Origin of the sequence: Marinomonas vulgaris, from assembly GCF_018145875.1 — a bacterium.
GTDB lineage: Bacteria > Pseudomonadota > Gammaproteobacteria > Pseudomonadales > Marinomonadaceae > Marinomonas > Marinomonas vulgaris.
On the sequence record NZ_JAGSSV010000033.1, the window covers coordinates 1 to 25,810 of the forward strand.

The 25,810-nt window shown below is 45.8% G+C and carries 13 protein-coding genes; 7 read left to right on the forward strand and 6 right to left on the reverse strand.

Features of this window, described 5'->3' with window-relative positions; genetic code table 11:
• The coding region (locus J9B83_RS14820; RefSeq protein WP_211537593.1) for an Ig-like domain-containing protein at positions 1–10,121 on the reverse strand (10,121 nt) is incomplete at its 3' end.
• A gap of 771 nt (positions 10,122–10,892) precedes the next feature.
• Here J9B83_RS14820 and J9B83_RS14825 point away from each other — a divergent pair.
• The gene (locus J9B83_RS14825) at positions 10,893–12,446 is read left to right on the forward strand and encodes a methyl-accepting chemotaxis protein (protein WP_211537594.1); all 1,554 of its coding nucleotides are present in this window, start codon (positions 10,893–10,895) and stop codon (positions 12,444–12,446) included.
• Positions 12,447–12,549: 103 nt separating this feature from the next.
• Here the strand turns inward: J9B83_RS14825 and J9B83_RS14830 are convergent, their stop codons facing one another.
• From J9B83_RS14830 to J9B83_RS14850, 5 genes are all read right to left on the reverse strand, one after another.
• Complete coding sequence (locus J9B83_RS14830) at positions 12,550–14,040, reverse strand: acetyl-CoA hydrolase/transferase family protein (RefSeq protein ID WP_211537595.1); 1,491 nt, start codon at positions 14,038–14,040, stop codon at positions 12,550–12,552.
• A gap of 354 nt (positions 14,041–14,394) precedes the next feature.
• A complete protein-coding gene (locus J9B83_RS14835; protein ID WP_236037343.1) occupies positions 14,395–15,459 on the reverse strand; it encodes a TRAP transporter substrate-binding protein in 1,065 nt (354 codons plus the stop codon).
• A gap of 47 nt (positions 15,460–15,506) precedes the next feature.
• Positions 15,507–16,799, reverse strand: coding sequence for a TRAP transporter large permease (locus tag J9B83_RS14840; protein ID WP_211537597.1), 1,293 nt, complete (start codon positions 16,797–16,799; stop codon positions 15,507–15,509).
• Between the two features lie 54 nt (positions 16,800–16,853).
• Positions 16,854–17,411 carry a TRAP transporter small permease gene (locus J9B83_RS14845; RefSeq protein ID WP_211537598.1) on the reverse strand — a complete coding sequence of 186 codons (558 nt, stop codon included), beginning with the start codon at positions 17,409–17,411 and terminating at the stop codon, positions 16,854–16,856.
• 130 nt (positions 17,412–17,541) lie between these two features.
• Positions 17,542–18,444 carry an aldo/keto reductase gene (locus tag J9B83_RS14850; RefSeq protein ID WP_211537599.1) on the reverse strand — a complete coding sequence of 301 codons (903 nt, stop codon included), beginning with the start codon at positions 18,442–18,444 and terminating at the stop codon, positions 17,542–17,544.
• Between the two features lie 228 nt (positions 18,445–18,672).
• On the opposite strand from J9B83_RS14850, the gene J9B83_RS14855 reads away from it, so the two are divergent.
• The 6 genes from J9B83_RS14855 (at position 18,673) to J9B83_RS14880 (ending at position 25,807) form a co-directional block, all read left to right on the forward strand.
• Positions 18,673–19,389: a GntR family transcriptional regulator gene (locus J9B83_RS14855; protein WP_211537600.1), complete on the forward strand. Its 717-nt coding sequence runs from the start codon at positions 18,673–18,675 to the stop codon at positions 19,387–19,389.
• 67 nt (positions 19,390–19,456) lie between these two features.
• Positions 19,457–20,575 carry a Gfo/Idh/MocA family protein gene (locus J9B83_RS14860; RefSeq protein ID WP_211537601.1) on the forward strand — a complete coding sequence of 373 codons (1,119 nt, stop codon included), beginning with the start codon at positions 19,457–19,459 and terminating at the stop codon, positions 20,573–20,575.
• 181 nt (positions 20,576–20,756) lie between these two features.
• A complete protein-coding gene (locus J9B83_RS14865; RefSeq protein WP_211537602.1) occupies positions 20,757–21,737 on the forward strand; it encodes a TauD/TfdA family dioxygenase in 981 nt (326 codons plus the stop codon).
• Between the two features lie 429 nt (positions 21,738–22,166).
• On the forward strand, positions 22,167–24,203 hold the full coding sequence (locus J9B83_RS14870; protein WP_211537603.1) for a chemotaxis protein CheB: 2,037 nt from the start codon (positions 22,167–22,169) through the stop codon (positions 24,201–24,203).
• 20 nt (positions 24,204–24,223) lie between these two features.
• A complete protein-coding gene (locus J9B83_RS14875; RefSeq protein ID WP_236037344.1) occupies positions 24,224–25,267 on the forward strand; it encodes an IS630 family transposase in 1,044 nt (347 codons plus the stop codon).
• Positions 25,268–25,321: 54 nt separating this feature from the next.
• Complete coding sequence (locus J9B83_RS14880; protein WP_211537604.1) at positions 25,322–25,807, forward strand: hypothetical protein; 486 nt, start codon at positions 25,322–25,324, stop codon at positions 25,805–25,807.
• Positions 25,808–25,810: the final 3 nt, after the last annotated feature.

The following is a 25,810-nucleotide window of genomic DNA, read 5'->3' on the forward strand; positions in this document are numbered from 1 at the left end:
GCGGCGTCCGTGGCCACCACGCTGTAGTCGTAAGTGCCTTGTGGCAAGTCCGCGCTAGGCGTGTAGCTCCAGCTCGTGCCGGTCACGGTGGCGTCAAACGTGCTGCCATTTAGGGTCACTTTGACCGTCGAGCCGGCTTCCACCGCGCCCGTTAAGGTCGGTGTGGTGTCATTCGTGATGCCATCGCTGTTGGTACCCGTGGCGTTACGCGAATCGCTGCTGTCGCTGGCCGTGGCCAAGTCAGTCGTTAGGGTCGTAGGGGCCGTGGTGTCGACGGTAAAGCGGTCGCCATTAAGCGTGGTGGTGTTGCCCGCCACGTCGGTCGCCTTGACCGTGTAATTTTGCTCGCCTTCGCTCAGCGCTTCACCCGCTGGTACGGTGATGTTCCAGTTGCCATCGGTGTCCGCTTGAGTCTCGTAGGTTTTGCCGGTACTTGAGATCGTCACCACGATGTCCGCGTTTACATCGGCGGTGCCTTTCAAGGTCGGTGTGGTGTCATTGGTCAGGTTGTCAGTGTTCGACACACCGCTGTCGCTCTCTGCCGCCAAAGCACTGGTCACGGCTGGATTCGTCGTGTCCACCGTAATAGAACGACTGAGGGTGCTGATGTTGCCCGCGGAGTCTTCGGCTTCAATGGTGTAATTGAGCGTGCCATTGGCCGGCAGGATTTCGCCTGCCTGTAAGGTGTAGGTCCAGGTGGTGCCGTCCACGGTCGCTTGGTATACCCCACCGTTGATCTTAAGGGTGACTTTGGCACCCTCTTCTACCGTGCCTTCAAACGTCGGTAAGCGATTATTCGTAATGGTGTCGGTTTCAGAACGACCGGTATCGTTGTCCGCATCGGCTTTTAAACCACCGGTTAACGGCGTTGGATTGCTTGTATCCAGTGTCAGTGTGCCGGTCACTGGCGTAGCGGTATTGCCCGCGTAATCCACGGCGCTGATGGTGTAGTTATAATCCGTGCCGCTCTCTGTATCACCGCTCGTATCGGTTAAAGCGTCGGACTCAGGAACCGTGATCGACCAGGTAGTTTGACCTGCAGCCACCGTGGTACTGTAAGGCTTGCCGTTGATAGTCAGAGTCACTACCGTGCCCGCTTCCGCTGCACCGGTGAAGGTCGGGGTGGTCATGTTGGTGAGATTATCGCTGTCACTGAAGCCGTTGTCGCTGTCGGCGTCCAGACGGCCGCTCAGTGTCGCCACCAAGTCCAATTCAAACGTATCACTGATTTGTTTGGTATTGCCCGCCACATCTTGTGCGGTGAGGGTGTAGTCGTAGTCGCCTGCTGTGGCCAGTGCCGCATCAGGGGTGATGCTCCAGTTGCCATCGCCATCCACGGTGACGGTTGTGTTTTGACCATCTAAATTAAGCGTCACTTTGGAGCCCACTTCGCCCGTTCCCGTGAAGGTCGGCGTGGTGTCATTGGTGAGTTTGTCAGAATCGCTGGTGCCGGTATCGCTGTTCGCATCCAAGCCACCGGTGAAGTTTTCAGGATCGGTAAGGTCGATCGTTGCTGTGCCGGTGTCGGTCGCTGTGTTACCCGCCACGTCGGTCGACGTGATGCTGTAGTCATGATCGCCTTCTGGTAAGGCATCCGTTACCTCTACCGACCAATTACCGTCGGTGCCGATGGTGGTTTCGTAAGGGTTACCGTTGATCGTCAACACCAGGGTCGCGCCTGCTTCGCCTGTACCGTTAAAGGTCGGCGTGGTGACGTTAGTGATTTCGTCGGTGTTCAAGAAGCCTTTGTCACTGTCCGCGCTCATCGCACCAGTGACAGTGGTCACTGTGTCTATGGTGATTGGCAATGTTAGTGTTGATTCATTACCAGCCGCATCCGTGGCGGTGGCTTCAATGGTGGAAAGCCCATCCGCTAATGTATTTAACGTAATCGACCAATTACCATCGCTGTCCACTGTGGTGGTTTGAGTTTGGTTGCCCACATAAAGCTCAACGGTGGCGTTCGGCTCACCGCTACCCTGAATAGTTGGCGTGTTGATGTTGGTTAACGAGTCGCCCTGAATGGTACTGTCACTGCTTGACGCCAACTCTATGGTGAATGGCGTTGGCGCTGTTTGGTCAACGATAACAGAACCGTTTGTGACGGCTGTATTACCGGCTAAATCTGTGGCGGTAATGGTGTAACTTGTTTCGCCTTCTGGTAAGGGTTGTGAGGCAGGAATGCTCAGAGTCCAGTTGCCTAAAGCGTCAACCGTTGCATTGTAGGAATTTTCATTGATGTTCAGTACAACGGATGCACCAACCTCAGTCGTACCGACAAAAGTAGGCGTGTCGTTTTGCGTCAAATTATCGCTGTTGCTGCTTCCCGTGTCGGAACTGGCAGCCAATTTGCCCGACACAAAGGTGCTGGTGTCTACATCGAACTGCCCCGTTACGGCTGCAGAGCTATTGCCTGCTGTATCGGTGGACATCACACTGAATGCGTGATTGCCATCGGGCAATGACGTAGTGACTTGAACACGCCATTCGCCATCGGTAGCCACCGTCGAATATTGCTGGCCATTAATGGTGACCACAACCGTAGAGCCTGTTTCTGCTAGGCCACCAATATAAGGTGTCGTCACCTTGGTAAGCTTGTCTGTCTGCAATGAACCGCTGTCGCTGTCTTGCTCAAGCGCCGCCGTTAATCCTGTTGGCGCTAGGGTATCTATCGTCATGGTGCCGTTAATGGTTGAGCTGTTACCTGCAACATCTTCAGCTGAGATACTGTAATCCACGTTGCCTTCTGGCAGGGCGTCGGTCGCTTCTATCGTCCAGTTACCATTGCTATCAGCCGTGGTCGTGTAGCTATCACCATTGATTTGCAAGGCTATCGCGGCACTCTTTTCCGCGGTGCCTTTAAACGTTGGCGTATTAACATTGGTAATGCCATCAGTGTTCGAAAGCCCAGAGTCGTCGAGCTGAATCAAGCCGCCCTGAATAGTTGGCGCACTCGTATCCAAAACAAAAGAACTTGCTAACGTCGAAGTGTTACCCGCTAAATCGGTTTGAGTGACTTGATAAGCAAAAGTACCATCAGAACTAAGTTCTGATGGCTGAACAGACCACTCACCGCTTTCCGTTACTGTCGTTGATAAAGTGCTGCCATCCACAATCACAGCAATACGCGCACCCGCTTCCCCCGTTCCCTGAATGATTGGTTGGAGGTTTTGGGTAATGCCGTCCGTGTCCGATACACCCGTGTCTGAGTCTGTTGCCAACTCAGCGGTTAATGGCGTTGGATCTAAAGTATCCACGGTGATATCAACAATTTTTTGCGTGGTGTTGCCTGCCGTATCCGTTGCAATAAAGGTCAGTGAATAATCACCTTCATCGAGTGCCGTTTCTAGTTGAAGGCTCCAGGTACCAGAATCGGAAACCTCAGTGCTATAAGGCACGCCTTCCACGTTAACGCTAATGGTTGCACCAGTCTCACCAGTACCTGTAAAAGTCGGGGTGGTGACATTGGTTACACCGTCTGAGTTCAACAAACCAGAATCACTGCTGCTTTGTAAGCGAGCCGTCAGAGTGGTCACTGTGTCTACGTCGATGCTGCCAGACAAGGTTTTCTGGTTGCCGGCGATGTCCGTCGACACAATCGTGTAACTTTGCTGCCCATCGTCTAGTTCATTGGTCACCGGGATTAACCATGCGCCACTTTCGTCGACTGTGGTGCTGTAGGTTTGATCGCCAATGGTCAAAGCGACCTCAGCACCCGCTTCTGCGGCGCCGGAAAATTCTGGCTGGCTGTTTTTGGTCAAGCCGTCCGTGCTGCTGTCGCCTGTATCAGACGCTGTGTCTAAACCGCCAGTCAAGGTGGTTTTGGTGTCAACGGTAACGGTTTTATTTAGGATGCGCTCGTTACCCGCGTCATCAGTGGCGATGACTTGATAGCTGTGCTCGCCATCTGGCAAGGCCGTAACATTGTCAACCTGCCAAGCGCCCTGATCATCGACCGTAGCGTCATAACGAAGGCCATTAATCACCAGTGTGACTTGAGCACCTTGCTCTACCGTACCGGAAAAAACAGGCGCCGTAATTTTGGTAATACCGTCGCTAAAAGATGACCCTGTGTCTGACGCGACAGCCAAGCCACCAGTCAACGCGTTTGGCATTGTGGTATCGACCGTAATGGTGTCTTTGAAGACTTTTTGGTTACCGGCCGTATCGCTTGCCGTTAAAGTGTAAGGGTAAGCGGCATCGGATAAAGCTTGATCGAGAGTGATTGACCAGCTGCCATCGCTGTCGATGGTCTCATTGTAGGTAACACCATTGATCAGAAGAGATACCTTGTCACCGCTGTCACCCGTACCCGAAAAGGTCGGTGTGGTGCTTTGTGTAATCTTGTCGCTATTCGAGACACCTGTGTCCGATGCTGCGTCTAATCTGCCGCTAAATTGGATGGCCGTATCGACTAAAATCGAGCCGCTCAATGTGCTCACGTTACCGGCACTGTCTGTTGCGGTGGCACTGTAATCGTAAGACCCATCGGCTAAAGTCGTATCAACTGATACTTGCCACTCACCGTTAGCGTCGATTACTAGAGGGTAGGTTTCTTCTGCAACAACAAAAGACACACTCGCACCAGCTTCACCCGTTCCTGAGAAAGCCGGCTTCGAATCATTGGTAATACCGTCTGTTGACGATTCGCCACTGTCGGATTCACTGCTCAAGCCACCAGCAAATTCAGGCGCTTGGGTATCTAGGGTAATTTGACCAATGAAGGTTTCTTCGTTGCCGGCTTTGTCGACAGCTGACACTGTATAGTCAATTTCACCGTCTTCTAATGGCGTTGTCACATCGATTGACCACACCTGACTGCTGTTAGCCGTTGCCGTATAGGTCGCACCTTGAATGATTAAGGTAACCGTGGCACCGACTTCTGCGGTTCCGCTAAAGGTCGGCGTGTCGTCTTTCGTCAAGGTGTCTGAGCTGGACGCCCCTGTGTCACTGCTCGTCGCCAACTTCGCTGTTAAGAACGTCGTGGCGTCTATGGTAATGCTGCCATCGACTGAATCTTGGTTGCCGGCAATGTCGGTCGAAGTGATCGAGTAGATATAATCCGCATCAATTAAAGTGTCACTGACCTCGATACTCCAGTTACCGCTTTGATCCGCTCGTTCCGAATAGGTTTTGCCATTAATGCTTAAAACAACATCCGCCAGCGCCTCAGCGGTGCCAGAAAATATTGGTGTGGTGTCTTTTGTGTAACCGTCGCTGTTGGATGTGCCTGTGTCACTGGTTTGCGCTAAGCCACCGGTCAAGCTGGTCTCGTTATCAACGGTAATAGATTGATCGATTGTCGAGGTGTTACCCGCTACATCCGTAGCGCTTAGCGTGTATTCATGCTCACCCACCGACAAAGCGGTAGGCAAGGTAAGTGCCCACTCTCCCTGATCATCAACCGTGGCCTTATACGTTTTTCCAGCGATCAACAAGGACACCGTACTGCCCACTTCGACAGCGCCAGAAAAAGTAGGACGAAGAGTTTGTGTGATGCCATCGTCTGACGCACGACCCGTATCGGAGGACAAATCCACACCACCACTGAAATTCAGCGGTGCAGTCGTATCAACAGAAAACTGACCCGTTTTAGATGCGGTATTACCGGCGATATCCGTAGTTTTAATACTGTAGTTGTAGTCGCCTTCCGCTAATACATCGTTAGCGACTACCGTCCAATTACCATCGTCACCCACAGTCGTTGAATATGGTTTTTGATTAAGCGTCACCACAATCGCGGCACCCACTTCGCCCGTACCACTGAACGTCGGTGTCGTGTCGTTAGTAATCGTATCGGTAGAAGAAGAGCCCGTATCGCTCGCGCTGTTTAAGCCGCCCGTCAATGTAACCTGTGTATCAATGGTAATTTTACCAGTGAATTCGCTTTCGTTACCGGCCACGTCTGTGGCTAAAATACGGTAATCTTGCACGCTATCAGCGAGTGCATTGGTAACTTGAAGATTCCACTCGCCGTTATTATCAACTGTCGTTTCATAGACGTTACCAGCAATATCAAGTGTTACTCGAACACCGGCTTCGCCATTACCACTAAAGAACGGAGTGGTATTTTTGGTGATGTTATCGCTGTCGCTGGCACCCGTGTCACTGTCTGCGGCCAGTCCGCCATCAAAAGGCGTTGGCGCTTTGGTATCAATGGTAATGGAATCCGACGTCACATCGGTATTGCCCGCCACATCGACGGCCGTTACCGTAAAAGTATGATCGCCTTCAGGTAAGGCATCGGTCACTTGCACAGACCAGGTGCCTGCTTCGGTCACCTTGGTTATGTAATTCTCGCCATTAATCGCCAAGGTAATGCTGGCGCCCGCTTCACCCTGACCATTGAAAAAGGGTGTTGTGTTGTTGGTGATGGCGTCGCTATTAGACTCACCTGAATCACTTTGTGCTGACAGATTGGCGGTTACTGAGGTTTGAGTATCAACCGTAATTTGACCTGACTGCTGCGCCGTATTGCCTGCCAGATCCGTCGCAACTAGGGTGTAGTCGATATCGCCTTCAGGCAAGTCTGTATTAACGGTAATAGTCCAATCACCCGCGGCATCCACAACAGCAGAAAATGCTTGCTCGTTAATGGTTAATACAACGGTTGCGCCCACTTCACCAGTACCGCCAAAGCTCGGCGTGGTTATATTGGTAATGGTATCGCTACTGCTGTCGCCAGAATCACTCTCGGCTAATAAACCACCGCTCAAGGTGGTCACGGTATCGACCTTGAAATCGCCCGTCAGTTCTGTGGTGTTACCTGCCGCATCTTCCGCTGTTAGCGTGTATTGATAATCACTGTCAGCCAGTTCTGTTGGCACAGTCACTTGCCAGTTGCCGTTTTCATCAACCGTTGCGTTGGCCGATATACTCTGACCAGCAATGGTCAAGGTAACGGTAGAACCCACTTCAACCGTTCCTTCGAAGACTGGCTGAGTCTCGTTAGTGAGTTGGTCGTTCTGGTCGCTTCCAGAGTCAGATTGCGCGGCAAGTCGACCGGTAAAAGGTTCCGGCGCTTGGGTATCGACTTCAATGCTGCCCGTTAACACCGCCTCACCTTCTAGGGTGTTGCCTGCTAAATCTACGGTATTAAGTGTGTATTCGTACGTGCCATCGACTAGATCAGTCGGAACAGTAATCGACCATTTTTTATCGCTGTCCACTGTCGTGCTGTAGGTTTCACCATCGATCGTAAGGCTCACTTGAGCCCCTTCTTCTCCTTCACCACTAAAGGTCGGTGTGGCATTTTTAGTCAGGTCATCCGAGTCTGACACGCCAGAATCAGAGTCGGCAGACAAACCACCCGACAACTCCGCCACTGTGTCTATGGTTAAAGCATGAGAAACAGACGCCGTTTGGTTGCCTGCCGCATCATTGGCAAACAATTCGAAGCGGTAATCGCCGTCTGCCAAAGCTTCTGTGACAGCCAGCGCCCAGCTTTCATCGCTGCCAACTCGAACAAGGTCGGTGAAAACCAGTTCATCATCTTGATAAAGATTCAAGGTCACATCGCTGTCTGCTTCCGAGGTTCCTGAAAACGTCGGCATGGTGACCCTGGTAAGGTAATCGTCTGACAAGCTGCCAGAATCGCTACTGGAATCCATTACCGCGGTGAAGGGCGTCGGTATCGTCGTATCGACGACAAAGCTCGCGGTCGTGCTTGCAGTGTTGCCCGCTAAATCCGTCGCATCCACTTGATAGGAATAGGTGCCATCGGCCAAAACCGAGGGGAAAGCGTATTGCCAGTTACCGCTTGCATCGACGACGATGTCTGTGGCTTGCACCTCGTCGTTGACGGTCAAAACCAATGTGGCACCGGCCTCACCAGTGCCTGACAACATAGGCAAGGTGTTTTTTGTCACCGCGTCTGCATCAGAACGCCCAGTGTCTTCACTGGCATCAAGGCGAGCAGTCACATCGGTACTGATATCAACCGTAATACTACCGTTTTCCGTCGTGGCTTGGTTACCTGCTTTGTCTGTCGCGGCAACACTGTAATCGTAATCTCCGGCGTCTAAGACATCGCTCACGGTCACAGCCCAGTTGCCGCTGGCGTCTACCTTGGTACTGTAATTCTGACCATTAATAGTAAGAACAACAGTGGCATCTGCCTCTCCTGTGCCAGAAAACGTTGGCGTCTGAACCTTAGTCAAATTGTCGTCCGACAAGGCGCCACTGTCTGATTCTGCATCGAGGCCGCCAGTAAGCGTGGTCTCGGTATCGACTTCAATCTGATCGCTTACAACGGTTTGGTTGCCCGCCAAATCGGTGGCAACAACATGATATTTATAGATACCTTGAGGCAATGAATCATCAAACTGAATGAACCAATCGCCATTGCTATCCGAAGTCGTTTTAAAAAGGGGTTCGTCACTCTCGGTGTGATCTTCACCTTCATAGAACTCAACAGTAATACCTGCTTCCGTCGTACCGGAGAATTTAGGCGATACATCGTTGGTTAATTTATCAGAACGGCTGTCGCCTGAATCGCTAGATTCATCAAGACGGGCCGTTAATTCTGGTGGCTGGGTATCAATAATTAAAGTGTTGTTAAGGGTTTTAGTGTTACCTGCCACATCTTCGGCAACTAAGGTGTATTCGTAGCGGCCATCTTCTAACTGCATTTCTGGATCAAACGACCAAGTGCCAGCATTGGAGACAGTGGTATTCCAAGTCATGCCATTCAGTGTCAAGACAACCTTTGCGCCCGCCTCCCCCGCACCGTTAAAAGTAGGCCAGGTAATGTTAGTGACTTCATCGCCAACTACATTCGAGTCCCGAAGGTCACTAAGGCCACCTTCTAAGTTGATAACAGTGTCGACCGTTAGGGTATTGGTAAAACTTGGTGACCGGTTACCCGCATCGTCTACAGATACCACTTGGTATTCTTTATCCACTTCGTCTGTCAAAGCTGTAGTGACAGTAATCGACCAGCTACCGTCTGAACCGACGTCGCCTTTATAAGTGCGATCGTCAATAGTTAGCTCTATGGTGGTTCCAGCCTCACCCTGTCCTTCAAACTTCGCTGTGGCATCGAAGGTAATGGTGTCAGTATCGCTTTCGCCCGTATCACTGTCTGCGGACAAACTGGCATCGGGCTGTGTTGGCGCTACTGTATCGATAACAAGCGTTTTATTAAGAGACGCTGTGCCGCCAAGCGTTGTCGTAGTGGACACAAGCACAGGATAACTGGCATCAGCAAGAGTACCTGCAAAAGCAACCGACCAAGCACCAGTACCATCGGCTGTGGTGGTTTCGACCACATCGTTTAACGTCAAGGTGATGCTGGCACCCGCATTCGCGGTACCGGTAAAATTCAAGCCTGAGTTAATGTTGGTGATGAAGTCGCCAACCGTAGCAGAATCACTTTCACTGGCCAAAGCCAGCGTTAATTTAACGTCTTCTTTTTCTTCGACGATGTCACCGGTTTTAGATGACGAAGATGATGATGAGCTAGACGAAGACACGGTTACTTGCTGTATCTGTGGCTGAGGCAGTACTTTTTTCACTCCCGTACCCAAGTCTTCCCGCGCTGTCTCTTCCGATTCTTCTGACGCCAGATCGGGTAAATCCACCGACTCTTCTTGGGTTTCGATCACAAAGTCTTCGATATCTGAAGAGCCGTCAATGAGGTTTTCACTGCTTGCCAATTCATTAGCCGCCGCTTCGTCTGCGGCAGCCTGCGCTTCCGCTTCCGCCTCGGCTTCTTCTGCTAAAGCGGCTTCTCGTGCTTGCAATTCCGCTTCTTTCGCTGCGATTTCTTCCTGCAAAGCTTCTAATCGAGCCGCTTCTTCTACTAGCTGTTGCAAGCGAAGTTCACTTTCGTCTTGAACTTCTTCCTCTTCAGATACAACGCCATCACCAGCGCCTTTGCCATTTTCTGTTAACACATTTTCAAGGAAGACGTTTTCAACTTGATCAAGGTTAAGATTAGACGCAGAGATAATGTCCGTGATGGAAACAGCCTCACCACCCGATACAATCTCCATCTCACCCGAAGCAATTTTGACCAAAGCATCTTGGAGAACGACGTCCTGACCGTCTGAACCTTTGGTGTATAAGTCGAAACCAACAACTTTTACGCCTGATAAATCATCAACAAGGATTTGTTCCAATTTTTTTCTCCCTAGTGTGCTAACAGAAATGTCAAACACAAGATGTCTTTGGTAAATGTCAACGCTTAATGCCTGAATGACAAAAACGTCTTTATATCGAAATACTGAAAAGCATCGTCTCTAACTCTGTTTTACTTTGATTGAGTCGAGTAGCTGCAATGCTGGCAACATAACAATTAAATGAGGGTTCTTACTGGCTTTTTTACGCACAAATACAGTGCAGCTGACCTACGCAGGATGGCGTCTCAATCATCGCCAAAGCAACGTAAAAATGCCTTTTTACCTATGTCTATAATTACACGATTATCTTTACTATTGATTACCCTGAACCGACCCAATTGTAACTTTTTGTAGTCGAAAATTGAAGATCATAGCGTGATTCCTATCTATAAAAGGATATTAAAGTGAAAGAAAAAAGAGAAACATAAAACCGATAAATGCTAAAAATCACACTAAAAGCCATTAATAAACGCAAAAAATCATTAAAAAACCCCTTATTTTAGAAAAAACATAGTCTATCAATAAGAAAAAGACGCACTTTATTTAAGGAAAAAACTCACCATAATGTGTCTTTTTGTTTTCTTAAAAATTCCTGTTTTTATCCTTTGTTACAAAACCCAACATTAATATTTTTTATATTTATCTCTACTAATGTATATTGCTGAAAATTCTGATTAATTTGATTTCAAAAGCGCATCAGCTCTGATCGTTTTTTTACAAAAAATAAAAACACAAAAACCACCCACTCTTCAGCGCTTTAAAGGATTCTCAATGCGTAACAACATGCCCGTCACCAACAATGAACAGACCTTTGATCGTGATACAAAGCTCATATCCGTTACAGACAAAGCAGGCATTATCCTTAGTTGCAACAAGGCGTTTGTGGACATCAGCGGTTTTGAAGAGCATGAACTAATCGGCCAACTGCACAATGTGGTGCGTCACCCTGATATGCCTGCACAGGCATTTAAAGTCATGTGGGAGCACCTAAATGCTGGCAAACCTTGGATGGGATTGGTTAAAAATCGCTGTAAAAACGGCGATTTCTATTGGGTAGATGCCTACGTGACTCCGGTCACGGAAAATGGACAAGTTGTTGGTTATGAGTCTGTTCGCTCATGCCCCAAAAAAGAAGATGTAAGACGTACTGAAAAGCTTTACCAGAACATTAATGTAGGCAAGCAACCCAAGCCACACTTACCTGTCTCCCTTGCCAATCTTTTTCTTATTGTTGCACTAGGTGGTTATGCAGCACTGTTCAGCTTCGGTTACACACTGATTTCACAAGTCACAATATTTATGGCCATTATCATTTATGCCGCATGGATATCCAACCAAACAAAGACAGCCTTCACCTCTCTAAATACCATACTAAAAGACGCTTTTTCCCATCCATTAGCGGTTAGTTCTTACACAGACGACAATGGCGCAATTGGCGAGCTTAAAGTTTCTATATTAAGCCAACTCGCGCATTTAGACACTGTGATCACTCGTATTGAAAGTGCGGCTGCAGGTGTGGCAAGAGAGTCTGAAAAAAGCTCAAGGCTGACAGGGTCAACACAACAAGCCATATCAAGCCAACAAACCGAAACTCGCCAAGTCGCCACCGCCATTAATGAAATGACGTCAGCCATTGCCGAAGTATCAAAACACGTTGGCGATACCGCCACCCACGCTGAAACCGCTAATCAGTTGGCTATAGACGGCAACCAGGTAGCTAACATCACGCACAGCGCAATCGTGAAACTCAAAGACACAGTGCAAGAAATCGGTCGTTCTGTGCATGGCGTTTCAGACCAAACAACAAAGATTGCCCAAGCTGCACAAATGATTGAACAGATCGCCGAACAAACGAACTTACTGGCATTAAATGCGGCCATAGAAGCGGCCAGGGCCGGCGAGCAAGGTCGTGGCTTTGCCGTGGTGGCGGATGAAGTGCGCAATTTAGCCCATCGCACCCAAGAATCCACCAAAGAAATTTATACCATAGTAGAGGAACTTACCGAACGCGCTGACAATGCCGTAAAAATCTCCGAAGATGGCTCAAGAGATGCGGAAGAAGGCTTAAGCCACGTTATTGAAAGCGGTGAAATGCTTGCTGGTATTTCAAAGGCGGTGAGCCAAATCGCCACCATGTCTACCCAAATGGCAACGGCGGTAGAAGAACAAGCCTACGTTGCAGGCGACATCAAAACACAAGTTGCTAATATCTCTGACCTTGCCGACAGCAGCACACAAAGCTCTGATGAGTTATCCGTTAGTATTACCCATTTAAAAGACATCTCGGATGAATTACACGAACTCGTAGTACGCTTTAAGCACTAAAGGCAATTAAAATAACCTGCACAAACAAAATACATTTTGTAAAACACAAAAAAAACCCGTAAGCAGATTTTCTGATTACGGGTTTTTACTTATCTATCTACCATTACGCTTTCATGCTGCCTTGCTGCTCAAGGCGAGAATGCCAGCTGAAAGCTTCTTCAAGCAAGTGTGGGGTATGACCACCACGCTCGCAAGCACGCTCAAAGTAATCTAGCAACAAACCACGGTATTCGCTGTGAACACAGTTGTTAATGATTTCAATTGCACGCTCACGTGGCGCAAGACCACGTAAATCGGCCAAACCTTGCTCTGTTACAAGAATATCAACATCATGCTCGGTGTGATCCACATGGCTAGCCATAGGAACAACACTTGAGATAGCACCGTTTTTAGCAATAGACTTGGTAACGAAAACAGAGATATTGGCGTTACGGGCGAAATCACCAGAACCCCCAATACCGTTCATCATTTTCGTACCACAAACGTGAGTTGAGTTTACGTTGCCGTAAATATCAAATTCTAATGCAGTGTTGATTGCGATAATGCCAAGGCGACGAACTAGCTCAGGGTGGTTCGACATTTCTTGAGGGCGCAAAACCAACTTATCGCGGTACTTGTCTAGATTATCAAAAACTTGCGCGTTAATACGCTCAGACAAAATGATGGAACAACCAGATGCAAAATCTAATTTACCCGCGTCAATTAAATCGAAGGTAGAGTCCTGTAGCACTTCCGAGTACATACTAAGACCAGTGAACTTAGAGTCTAACAAGCCCATCATAACGGCGTTAGCAATGTTACCAATGCCGGCTTGAAGAGGTCCTAAATTAGAAGGCAAACGCCCTGCTTCTACTTCCCCTTCGAAGAATTCAACCAAATGCTTGGCAATCATACCAGTCTCTTCGTCTGGATCTGTGACAGTAGAGAAAGAGTCGCTTTGGTTAGTAAACACGATACCAACAATTTTAGACGGGTCGATAGGAATTGCAGTGCTACCAATACGGTCATCCACTTTCACAAGAGGGATAGGTGTACGAGTTGGGCGGTAGCTCGGAATATAGATGTCGTGCAAACCTTCTAATTCGGGCTTGTGCAGCATGTTGATCTCTACAATGACTTTTTTCGCGAAAATTGCGAAGCTTGCAGAGTTGCCAACCGAGGTAGTTGGTACAATGTGACCTTCTTCGGTAATTGCAACAGCTTCAATAATCGCCACATCAGGCATTTCTAACTGCTTGTTGCGCATCATTTCTACAGTTTCAGACAAATGCTGATCAATAAACATTACTTTGCCATCATTAATAGCTTTACGCAAAGTATTGTCTACTTGAAACGGCATACGGCGAGCCAGCACACCTGCTTCAGTAAGTAATTTATCCAGATCATTACCCAACGACGCGCCTGTCATCAGATTAATTTTCAATGGATTCAGCTTCGCTTTTTCAGCCAACGCTTTAGGAACCGCTTTCGCCTCTCCTGCACGTGTAAAACCACTCATACCAACTGTCATGCCATCTTCAATGAAGTCACAAGCTTGTTCAGCTGACATTACCTTTGTGTGCAACCCACTGTTGCGAATACGCTTTAATTCCATGCTCACCACTTTTTATTGTATTTTCAGACTATTAGATTTGTTATAACACTGGTTTCGATAAGACCCTGTTTTGAGCGCCTTATTGCTAATATGCAATGACCCTAAATTATACAATATAATTGCCAATCAGTTCACGCACAAAACGTAGGGTTTGTATAATTTCACAGTAAAAATTTACCTATGAAAATTTTATAAGCCCATAAAGATAAAACAACAGATTATCTTAGTTTGAAGCGAATAGGCATTTTTCTAGTGGATTTTCGTTATTTCGGAAACAAAAATCCCCACCAAGTGGCAGGAATTTTTAGCATTTCTCAAATCGTCCAATAGCAGACTTTATTCGACAAAATCTAATTAATTTAGATCTTTCTCGTATTCAACAGCAATCTCCTGTTGAGCTTGCTGAGCTGATGCAGACAAGAGGTTAAACCACTTCTCACCACCTTCGACGTTTTCTTTAAACCAGTCGTATACTGGTTCTGCAGACGCTTTAAACTGAGCTTTTTCTTCTGGGGTAGGCACATATAAGGTGCCACCTGTATTAGAAAAATCTTGATAAGCCTGGATCGACTTACGTTTAGGCGAAGCGAAAGTCGCTTGTTGTAAGGCGCTAAAACCATCCACCATAACACGACGAAGGTCTTCGGGCATATCCATGAAGGTGTCGTTATTCATGTACCACAGCGCAGACATATAAGCATGGCCATCTAAGGTAAGATACTTCAATCCCGCTTCGGTGAATTTCATCGCCATGATATCAGTGATGCCATTTTTAGAGCCTTCTACTACACCAGTCTGGAATGATGTAAACAAATCACCCCAAGGAATCGGAGTTGGGCTTGCGCCCATTGATCGCACTAATTCCTGTGGCAGATCCGCCACCACAGTTCGAATCTTTAAACCATCCAAATCATCGGGAGAGGTAATAGTTCGCTTAGTGTTAGCAAAGTTACGCCAGCCCCCCGTGTTACCAATGGTCATCAAACGAACCATACCATCTGAATCATCAAGAATTTGCTTGCGCAGCTCTCTAGTGAAATCTCCTTCCAGCACTTTTTCTGCCACTCGATCATCAGGTAGCAAATATGGTAGATCCAATACTTGTACATAGGGGTACATGGATGCTGCGCCCCCTGTGGTAGAGATATACACATCTAATGAGCCATATTCCAGGGACTCTAAACATTCAACGCCGTTACTGCAAAGCTGTGACCCCATAAAAATATCAACCGCAATCCGGCCGTTTGAGTGGGACTCAACAAAGTCTTTAAACACCACTAGGCCGTCGTAATCTTCATCGTTTTCATTAGAGTTGGCGACCGCGCGCAAATTAAAGTCAGCCGCTTGTACAGCCCCCCCTAGTAACACACCTGCACTCATTAACGTTGCAGCAATCACATGATTTATTTTTGTTTTCATGAACATTGATTTGTCCTCTTTGTTATCTTGCTTTGCGATTGAAAACACTATCCAGACACCAAACCAAGCAACCTTGGTACTGTCATGGACAGAGATGGGAAAAACGTAATGAGAAAGATCACCACCACCTCAACTGCTAGGAAGGGTAAAATGGCTTTAGAAATGGATTCGATCCGTTCGCCTGACACACTCGATGCGACAAAGAGCACCAACCCCATAGGCGGCGTTGCCAAACCAACAGTTAAGTTAACACTCATAATAATAGCGAAATGTACTGGGTCTATACCCAGGTTAATGAAAATAGGCCCTAAGATGGGTCCTAAGATAATAATGGCGGGACCCGCATCGAGAAACATACCAACAATAAACAGCAGTATATTGATTAAAAACAATAACATGAGCGGGTTATCGCTGATAGTCAGCACGAAGTCAGCCAGAATCTCTGCACTGTGGGATAAACTCACCACGGTTTTAAAAGCAATGGCCGAACCTACTAACAAAAGCACCACAGCAGAGGCTTTGGCACCCTTAATAAAAATCGAGGGCAAATCAGACAATTTAACCGTTTTCATCACCCAAACACTGATAATCAGGGCGTACGCGGTTGCCACAGCAGAGGCTTCTGTTGGCGTAAAAACGCCGCCTATTATTCCGCCCAAAATAATCACAGGGGCAAACAAAGGCAGAATAGCACTCTTCGTCGCTTGACCACGCTCTTGCCAAGAAGACTTTGGGCCAGCAATGGGGAAGTCGTATTTCTTCGCCATTAAAGCAACTACGACCATCAAAGCCACACCCACCAATATGCCAGGCACAATGCCTGCCGCAAACAAGGCGGCAACCGACACTTCCATGGTGTAAGCATAAATAATCATAATACCGGATGGCGGAATAATAGGCCCAATCACCGAAGACGCAGCAGTAATCGCGGCGGCAAATTTACGGCTATACCCGTTTTTTTCCATAGCAGGAATCATCATAGAGCCAATCGCCGAGGTATCTGCTACTGCCGAGCCGGATAAGCCTGCAAACAACATACTGGATAAAATATTAACGTGAGCTAAACCACCGCGAACATGACCTATAAAAGCTTGGGAAAATTGCACCAAGTTTAGGGTAATACCGCCTCGGTTCATCAACTCACCAGCCAACATAAAAAACGGAATCGCCATCAATGGAAAAGAATCGATGCCATTATAAATATTGCGAAATAATAAAGAGATGTCGCGTTCCATGCCTGTCGCATACAAAAGCAAGCCTGGAGCCGCCAGCATGGAGAAAAATACCGGCATACCGATTAATAAAAGAACCAAAAATAAAGGTAAAAATAGCGCTAACATAGTATCAATCTCTTGTTATTTTTTTAGTCTATGTGGTGTGTCACTGCTCGAATTTCATTCCGACGCAGCGCTGCCAGTTTGATCCGAAAAAGACAACTCAAAGTCTTTTTTGTCACCAAAAAGGCAGCCTATTTCGCGTAAGCAGAGCTCTATGTTGGCTAAAAGCATAGTGAAGAAACACACAGGCATCGCTAAGTAAATCCACGCCCTAGAGATATGAATAGAAGCGGCTCTGGAGCGAAAGCCTCGCTCAAAGAAATCGATCCCCAATGTCACCAATTTCAATAACACCAAACCAGCGACGACTAATAGCAGTAACTTTAGAACCCGAGAGGCACGTTCTGGTAAAGCGAATAACAGCATGTCAATCGCCACAAAAGAGCCTTTTCGATAAGCCTCTCCGGCGACCACAGCCATCATCCAAATCATCAAGGCGCGTGCTGCCTCTTCCGGCCAAGGCAGAGCACCATTTAATACGTAACGACAAAAAACCTGTAACAGAATAATACTGATCATGGCACTTACCAGTACCCAAGCGATATGACGACCGATAAAGCCAATCACGTCATTCAACCTTGATAACGCCTGCACGACCTTTTGCAAAATGATCATATCTTGCTCCACAAACTGTTATTTTTATTATGATGGCATAAAGATGCGAAGAGACTATTCGCATCATCGCATACGATTATTTAAGGTACTTTAGTGGAACAACACTTAAGGTACTTTAGTGGAACAACACTTAAGGTACTTCATGGCCAGCCGCGGCCGTTAGCAACTCAAACCAAGTTTCTCGATCGATCTGAATGTCCATCGCATCGGAAAGCGTTTTAATTCGCTCTGGATGATTGGTCCCCACTACCGGTAAGATATTGGCAGGGTGAGCCAACAGCCAAGCGACGGCAGCTTGATCAAGAGTGCAATTTTGCTGCTGACAAATGCGCTCAAAGATGGGTGCAAGACGTGTATTTGTAGCCGACTCTTGAAACAAAGCACCGCCAGCAAGGGGGGACCACGCCATAGGCGCCAATCCATCCAACTGCATTGCAGACAATTGGCCATTGGTGAAGGTATCTCGGCTTAACAAGCTCATCTCTACTTGATTAACCACCAAAGGGTGAGTCATGTAAGATTGCAACAAGCGCCAATCCCATACATCAAAGTTCGAAACACCAACGGCGCGAACTTTACCCGATTCGATTAAGCCGTCTAGCGTTTTAGCCGTTTCGCTAGCATTCATAAATGGATCAGGGCGATGAATCAGCAGCAAGTCTAAATAGTCGGTATGGAGGTTTTGTAAACTCTGTTCGACACTGCTTTCAATGTAGCGTGCACTGGTGTCGTAAAATTTCACACGACGCTGAGGGAACTTGTCGGAAATAAGCGCAATATCGCATTTGGAAATTAATTGCATTTTAGAGCGCAAGCTTGGGTCTTTAGCCAAAGCTCGACCAAATAAGCGTTCGCATTCGTAATCACCATAAATGTCGGCATGATCAAAAGTACTGATACCTTGCCCCAAACAAAGATCAATTTTTTCTCGAATGTGTGACACGGACACATCATCAGCATCCCCTAAACGCCAAACACCGTATACAAGACGACTTAGTTGAACATCTGATTTTCCAAGTTGAACCATTTGCATTGTCAATGACTCCAAATTTTAAACGCTGTACCGTTTATTATTATAGGTGTCTCAATAGGTTTTGTTGCAGCCAGTTCGGTCTGTTTGCACTTCCTAAGAGAGTTGTATATTTACAGTATCAGTGTATTCTATTGATGTAAATCAATAGTGAATGAATTTTTCTTTATTTTACCCTTCGCATTTTGAAACCATGATTTCGTAGGGCACGTTGATAAACAGAGGCGCACAGTGACTGATAAAAACAAACCAAAACAGTTACCCCTTTACATTCAAATAGGCGAGTTACTGCACAGAGAAATAGCTGCAGGCCATTGGCTTCCTGGCGAGCGATTACCGGTTGAAGCCAAGCTTGCAGATACTCTAGGGGTTGCTATTGGCACCTTAAGAAAAGCGCTTGCTAAACTCGAAGAAGATGGCTTAGTAGAACGCCGTCAGGGGTCTGGTACTTATGTCAAACGAGCGTCGGGCGGACGTGCTATTTATCAGTTCTTTCACCTTGAATTACTTGACGGCGGCGGTGTACCAACAGCAGACAACTTATCCTTGGAAGAGGACAACCAAGCCGAAGTACTGGCACAACTACAAATGCAAAGCAATCAGACACTATGGTGTCTTAAACGCTTACGTTATTTGAATCGTCAGTTGGTTGCCGTTGAGCAAATTTGGTTTCGTCACGCCCACGCGCCCACATTAAAAGCAAAGGATTTGCATGAATCTCTCTATTTGCATTATCGCGAAAACTTCTCCTTTTGGATTAGTCGTGTCGAAGATGAAATTGACTGTCAAGCGGCGCCCGATTGGGTAACAGAACGGCTTAATTTGAGCCCAAAACAGGTTTTGCCAAGAGTACAAAGACGCAGTTGGTCAAACGAAGGCAAAGTGGAAGAATTCTCTATCACTTGGTATGACCCAACGAAATGTCGCTACTTTGCCCGCTGGCACTAGCGACGAAACAAGGTTCACAACGCAAAGAAAATACACCACTACCACACAATAATAAGAGGTTATAGCAATGGAAAAATCTGTTCGATACGGCATGCTAGGTTGCGGCATGATGGGGCAAGAACACCTAAGAAACATCGCACTCATCGAAGGAGCCACCGTGGTTGCTATCGTCGAGCCAGATGAAGGGATGCGCCAACGCTGTCTTAATTTAGTGCCCAACGTAGACTTCTATAATTCACTGGATGACATGCTAACCGCCAACGTTATTGATGCCTTGGTTATCACCACTCCTAATTACCAACATTCGGACCAATTACTGCAATTGTTTAAGCAAACAAGTTTGCCTATTTTGGTAGAAAAACCCGTTGTCAGTCATCTTAGTCAGGTAGACAAAATTCGCCTCGCAGCCGCTAAGCATCCGGCACCAGTTTGGGTTGCCATGGAATATCGCTACATGCCACCGGTTGCACAGTTTCGTAAACAAATATTGAATGGCGATATCGGCCCGTTAAAAATGCTCAGCATTCGCGAGCACCGCTTTCCATTTTTAGAAAAGGTTCAAGATTGGAATCGCTTTAATAACAAAACAGGTGGCACCCTAGTTGAAAAATGCTGCCACTTTTTTGACCTCATGCGCTTATTAACCGAGTCAGAAGCAACTCGTGTTTACGCGTCAACTGGCCAAGATTGCAACCACCTTGATGAAAGTTATCAAGGCCAAACGCCAGACATCATCGATAATGCCTTTGTCATTGTTGACTTTGCCAATGGCCAGCGCGCCAACTTAGATCTTAATATGTTTGCCGAAGGATCACGCTACCAAGAAGAAATATGCGCTATTGGTCCACAAGCAAAATTAGAATGCTTTGTGCCCGGTCCTGGTCGTTTTTGGCCAGAAGCCACACTAGGAGCGGCGCCTATTCCAAAAGTTGTCTTGAGCCCACGCCAGCCAAAAGGACCGATCGAAGCAGACATTCCAGTAGACGAAAACTTACTGGCTGCCGGTGATCATAACGGCTCTACTTATTACCAGCATCTTGGGTTCTTTAACGCCATTACCCAAGGCTCATCTGTAGACGTTTCTATCGAAGATGGCCTAAGGGCCGTTGTGATTGGTCTTGCTGCGCAACACTCTGCGCAAACCGGACAAGCCGTCACCTTAAAAGACGATGGCTTTTCTTTTTAAGAAATAATTTTTAATAGCATTAAAATCAATTACTTAAAGTGATTCATGGCATTTTTTAGAGTAAATTCATTCACTATTGATTTACTTATTAATCAATTCTAATTAGAGTGTTTGGTAGATGCATTTTGTAAGCAGAAAACAAGATGCAGCCAATCACCCCCAATATTAAATGGGAGAACACATGAGTATTATCATTTCCAAACTAGAAGAACAAAAACAAGTAAATGGGTTGGATTTTCCGTTGTTAGTTACCCCCGACAACGCCGATACCGCACAGAACGAATCAACATTTTTGCAATGGGTCGAAGGCAATAAGGCTGAACTTCATGATTTACTAATCAAACATGGGGCTGTACTGTTTCGCGGTTTCCCGGTTGGCACTTCATCATTATTCGAACAAATGCTGGATCAAACCGACTACCAAAACATGCCCTATGTGGGTGGCGCTGCGCCACGCACACAAGTGACTGCGTCACGAATTGTCACAGCAAATGAATCCCCAGCGTCTGAAACCATTCCTTTTCACCATGAGATGGCACAAGTCCCTACACCGCCAGGTTACATTTTCTTTTATTGCGAAAAAGCTTCTACTTCTGGTGGTGCAACGTCTATTTTGCACTCTGGTGAAATCTGTGAAAAATTCTTCGCCATTAACCCAGAATTTGCCAAAAAAGTAGAAGAGCAAGGCGTTCGCTACGTTCGTGTTATGCCTGAAGTCACCGATACTAACTCGCCAATTGGTCGATCTTGGAAAGAAACATTTAACGTACAAACCAAAGCCGATGCAGAAGCCGAAATGACCAAAGCAGGTATGCGCTGGGAGTGGCTGGATGACGGTAATTTAAAAACTGAAACCAAAGTGCTAGATGCCATTCGCTATGACGAAGAAACACAACAAAAAGTATTTTTTAACTCTATTGTCGCCGTGTACTCCGGCTGGGACGATGCTCGCAACCAAGGTCGAAAAGCCGTCACTACTGCCAATGGCGACACCATGGACGATGCGGTCATGGCCGAGCTTATCAAGCAGATGGATCAAAACTGTGTTAACTTCGCATGGAAACCTGGCGATGTGCTTTGGCTGAATAATCACGCCGTACTGCATGCGCGTCAACCATTTGAAGGTGAACGCCAAATCTTAGCGTCAATTTCGTTTAAATAGTTCGCGCTTTGCATTTGTAAATAAGTCCCACTTTATGCAGATAGAAGAACAAAGCCATAAACCACCTTGTTCTCTATTTGCAAAAAAATAAAAAAAGCACTTTGCGAATCCATTGTCGATTTCCCAAGGTGCTTTTTCCTGCTAGTAAGTCATCTAATAGTTTCTTGCCTTTAAATAGATCATTTTGTTGATATTGGTTCAAATTCTTTACATAAGAGCCTGTTGCACTACAATTTTTTTGCTAAACACGTGTGAAATGCTTTTGGAATGGTTAGAATGAAGGTTAATTTTTGTATCTAACCATTTTTCGATTTAAGTTGTTACCGTGCACAACTCTCAAGGAAATGAGTCCTGTTCATGTTTTATTACACAAAACGACATTAATGAATAAGATACTTCCTTTTTTATCGACGAACGGACAGATGCGCTATGTCAAAAAATATCAACTCCAATGACAATATTGCCATTACACGACCAAACCTTACAGTCGTTGGTGTTGGAGCGAGTGCCGGCGGATTAGAAGCGTTGCAGTCGATGCTGTCTAACTTGCCAACTGATACAAATATGGCGTTTGTCGTAGCTCAGCATTTGTCCCCTTCTTATAAAAGTATGATGGTCGATTTACTGGAAAAAGGCTGTACTATCCCTATTACCAGTGCTGTTGACAACGAAGTACTTGAACCTAATCACGCTTACATTTGCCCACCGAATTTCAATATAGAAATCACCAGTGGAGACCGTATTAGCCTCATCAGCTACCCTGAAACTCGTCGTACACCTCGCCCTTCTGTTGACATGTTGTTTGAGTCCATCGCTTCAGTAAAAGGGGAAAGTGCAATTGGCATTGTTTTATCAGGAACAGGGACCGACGGCAGTCGTGGTATCCGTGCCATTAAAGGTGAAAACGGTTTTGGCATTGTCCAGGATCCAAAAGATGCCAAATACGATGGCATGCCTAATTCCGCCATTAATTCAGGCAATGTGGATTTGATTGTTCAGTCCACTGAGATTGGTACTGAATTAAAAAATATTATGCATTTCCCTCGTCGACGCTCTGTGGATAATGAAAATGCCATTTCTAGGGAAACCTACAACGGCATCATTAATATTTTGAAAAAGCAATGCAAAGTCGATTTCACTTTATACAAAGAGAACACCATCGTTCGTCGGATTGACCGTCGAATGACGTCACTTCGTATTCATGATACTAAGGTATATTTGGAGCATCTAACCGAGCACCCTGAAGAAGTCAGTCTATTATTTAATGACATGTTGATTGGGGTTACCTCTTTTTTCCGTGATGCTAGAGCCTTCGATAGCTTAGATAGAGAGCTATCTCATTATATTCAAAATAAAGAAAGCAAAGAATTACGTATTTGGTGTGTAGGTTGTTCTACAGGGGAAGAACCTTACTCTATTGCCATTATATTAAGCCAAATACTAGGCGAAAGAATCAGTGATTATAAAATACAAATTTTCGCCACTGATATTGACAAAAATGCAATTGAATTTGCTCGTAATGCTATATATCCAGAGTCTGCACTTCAGAATTTACCTAAAGCGATTCGAGATAAGTTCTTTTTGGTGAACGATGATCAATTTGAGCTTACTAAGGCTATTAAATCTCATGTTATATTTTCAGTTCATGATATTAATAATGATCCACCATTTTTACGCCTAGACCTTATTACTTGTCGTAACCTAATGATTTATTTTACGGTTGAATTGCAACGCCAAATTCTTCCTACCTTTCATTATGCTTTGAACCCGAAAGGCATACTCATGTTAGGTCAATCCGAATCTATTGGTGTTTTTCAAGAGCAATATCGCCCCCTGTCTAAAACAAATAAGATCTATGAAGCCTTATTTGTCGGCAAAAAACTTCCTCCAGAGAGGAAGTCAACTAATATTAAAAAGAAAGCCCTTGACTACAAAGAGCAATCTGTACAAGAAAGCCCTCGACGCACTAAATTAAATGAAGAATTTTCGAATATTATTTCGAGCACTCTCAAAGAGTTTGTTTTACCAAATGCTATGTTGGTGAATGAAAATCAGGATATTATTTTCACAGAAGGAGAAAATAAGCTACTTATTCGCCCTTCTGGTTTGCCAACCAATAATATTTTTAAAAACCTTCATCCACAGCTTTCTATTGATTTACGCAGTGCATTTCATCAATTACAAAGTGGCAAAGATATTGCAAACACCGGCTTCCAGTCTTTTAATCTAGACGGTAAAGATGTTTGGGTGAAATTAATTTTAATTTCTATCAAACGAGAAGGCCCTGTTGGCTCATTGATTCTTATTTTTTCACAGATTGAAGAACCCGTTAATATTCCAGTATTAACCAAAGACAGTCACGATTCAACGAACCAAGCGGTACTTGTAGAGCAACAGCGCCTTTTATTAAAAACAAAAGAACAACTACAAAATGTTATCGAAGAATTATTAACCCGGCGGCAATAATTATCTGATATAATTACCAAATGAACGAAAAAATAGACACCCGAAAACTGACCACTTCCGAGCTTGCTAGACTACGAAAGCAAGTTGTTAAACTGCGTGATAAAGGTTTCTTGTTGAAAGAAATATCAGAAGTGACTGGAGTCCATATCGACACCGTTGGTCGTTGGTATAGAGACTACTTAAAACGTGGAAAAGACAGCTTCGAGTATAAGAAACGTGGCCGCGAAGAAGGTTCATTTCGCAGCTTAACCAAAGCGCAAGAAGCTCGCATCCAACAAGAAATCACAGATAAAATGCCGGATCAGTGTAAGTTGAATTTTGCTTTGTGGACGCGGCGGGCAATCCAACAACTCATCAAGCAATTGTGGGGAAAGAATATGCCCATTAGAACGATAGGAGACTATCTAAAACGCTGGGGTTTTACACCACAAAAACCATTGAAAAAGGCTTACGAGCAGAACCCACAAAAAGTCTCCAAATGGCTTGAACAAGAGTACCCTTTAATCAAGGAAAGAGCGGAGAATGAAGGCGCGGAGATACATTGGGGTGATGAAACTGGCATTCGTAACGACAGTCAGCATGGTCGTAGTTTCGCTCCCAAAGGCAAAACACCAGTCCAAGTTATTCCAGCGAAGCACTGCCGTCTCAATATGATCTCTTCTGTCACAAACCAAGGAACGGTTCGCTTTATGACCTATTCCGATACGATGACCGCTAAAGTATTAATTCGCTTCATGAAAAGACTCATTTCCTCGTCGAAGAAAAAGATTTTTCTGATACTCGATAACCTTCGAGTCCATCATGCAAAGTTAGTGAAAGAGTGGTTGGCTAAGCCAAAAATCAAAGAGCAAATAGAAGTCTTTTATTTGCCAGCATACTCACCTGAACTTAACCCAGATGAATACCTAAATTGTGATCTAAAAGCAGGTATCCACACTGGTGATGCGCCAAAGAATGAACAAGCTTTAAAAGGAAGAGTGGTCTCACATATGAGAATGTTACAGAAGCATCCAGATCGAGTTAAAAAGTACTTTAAGCATAGGTCAATCTGCTATGCCGCTTAGAAGATATAAAATGCCGCCGGGTTAATAGAAACTTCGAATAAAGAAATGCAGTCAATGAATGAAGAGTTACAAAGCTCTAATGAGGAGTTACAAAGCTCTAACGAAGAGCTTGAAACCACTAACGAAGAGCTGCAATCTACAAACGAAGAACTTCAGACAGCCTATGCAGAACTGCGTATGGCTTACGAAGAAAGAGAACACCAAAGAACCGAACTAGAAGATCTAAGAAATGAGTTACAACACTCTAATGGCTTGCTAGAAGACGCTGAGAAATCCGCAAAAATGGGTTCTTGGCTTTGGGACATTTCAACTCGCAAGATTGAGTGGAGTAATGGTTGTTATCTATTATTTGGGCTTGATAAAGATGTGTTTCATCCTTCTTATGAAGCCTTTATTGGACTTGCACAAGATAATTATCGCGGTTTATTAGAAGAGCAATTAACCAACCTTCTTCACAACAAAGCGATGTGGTGGTCAACTAAAACTGGCCACCTCGTTATAAGTTTTAAAGAACTCTTCTTCAGCCTTCTGTGGCGATAGCCC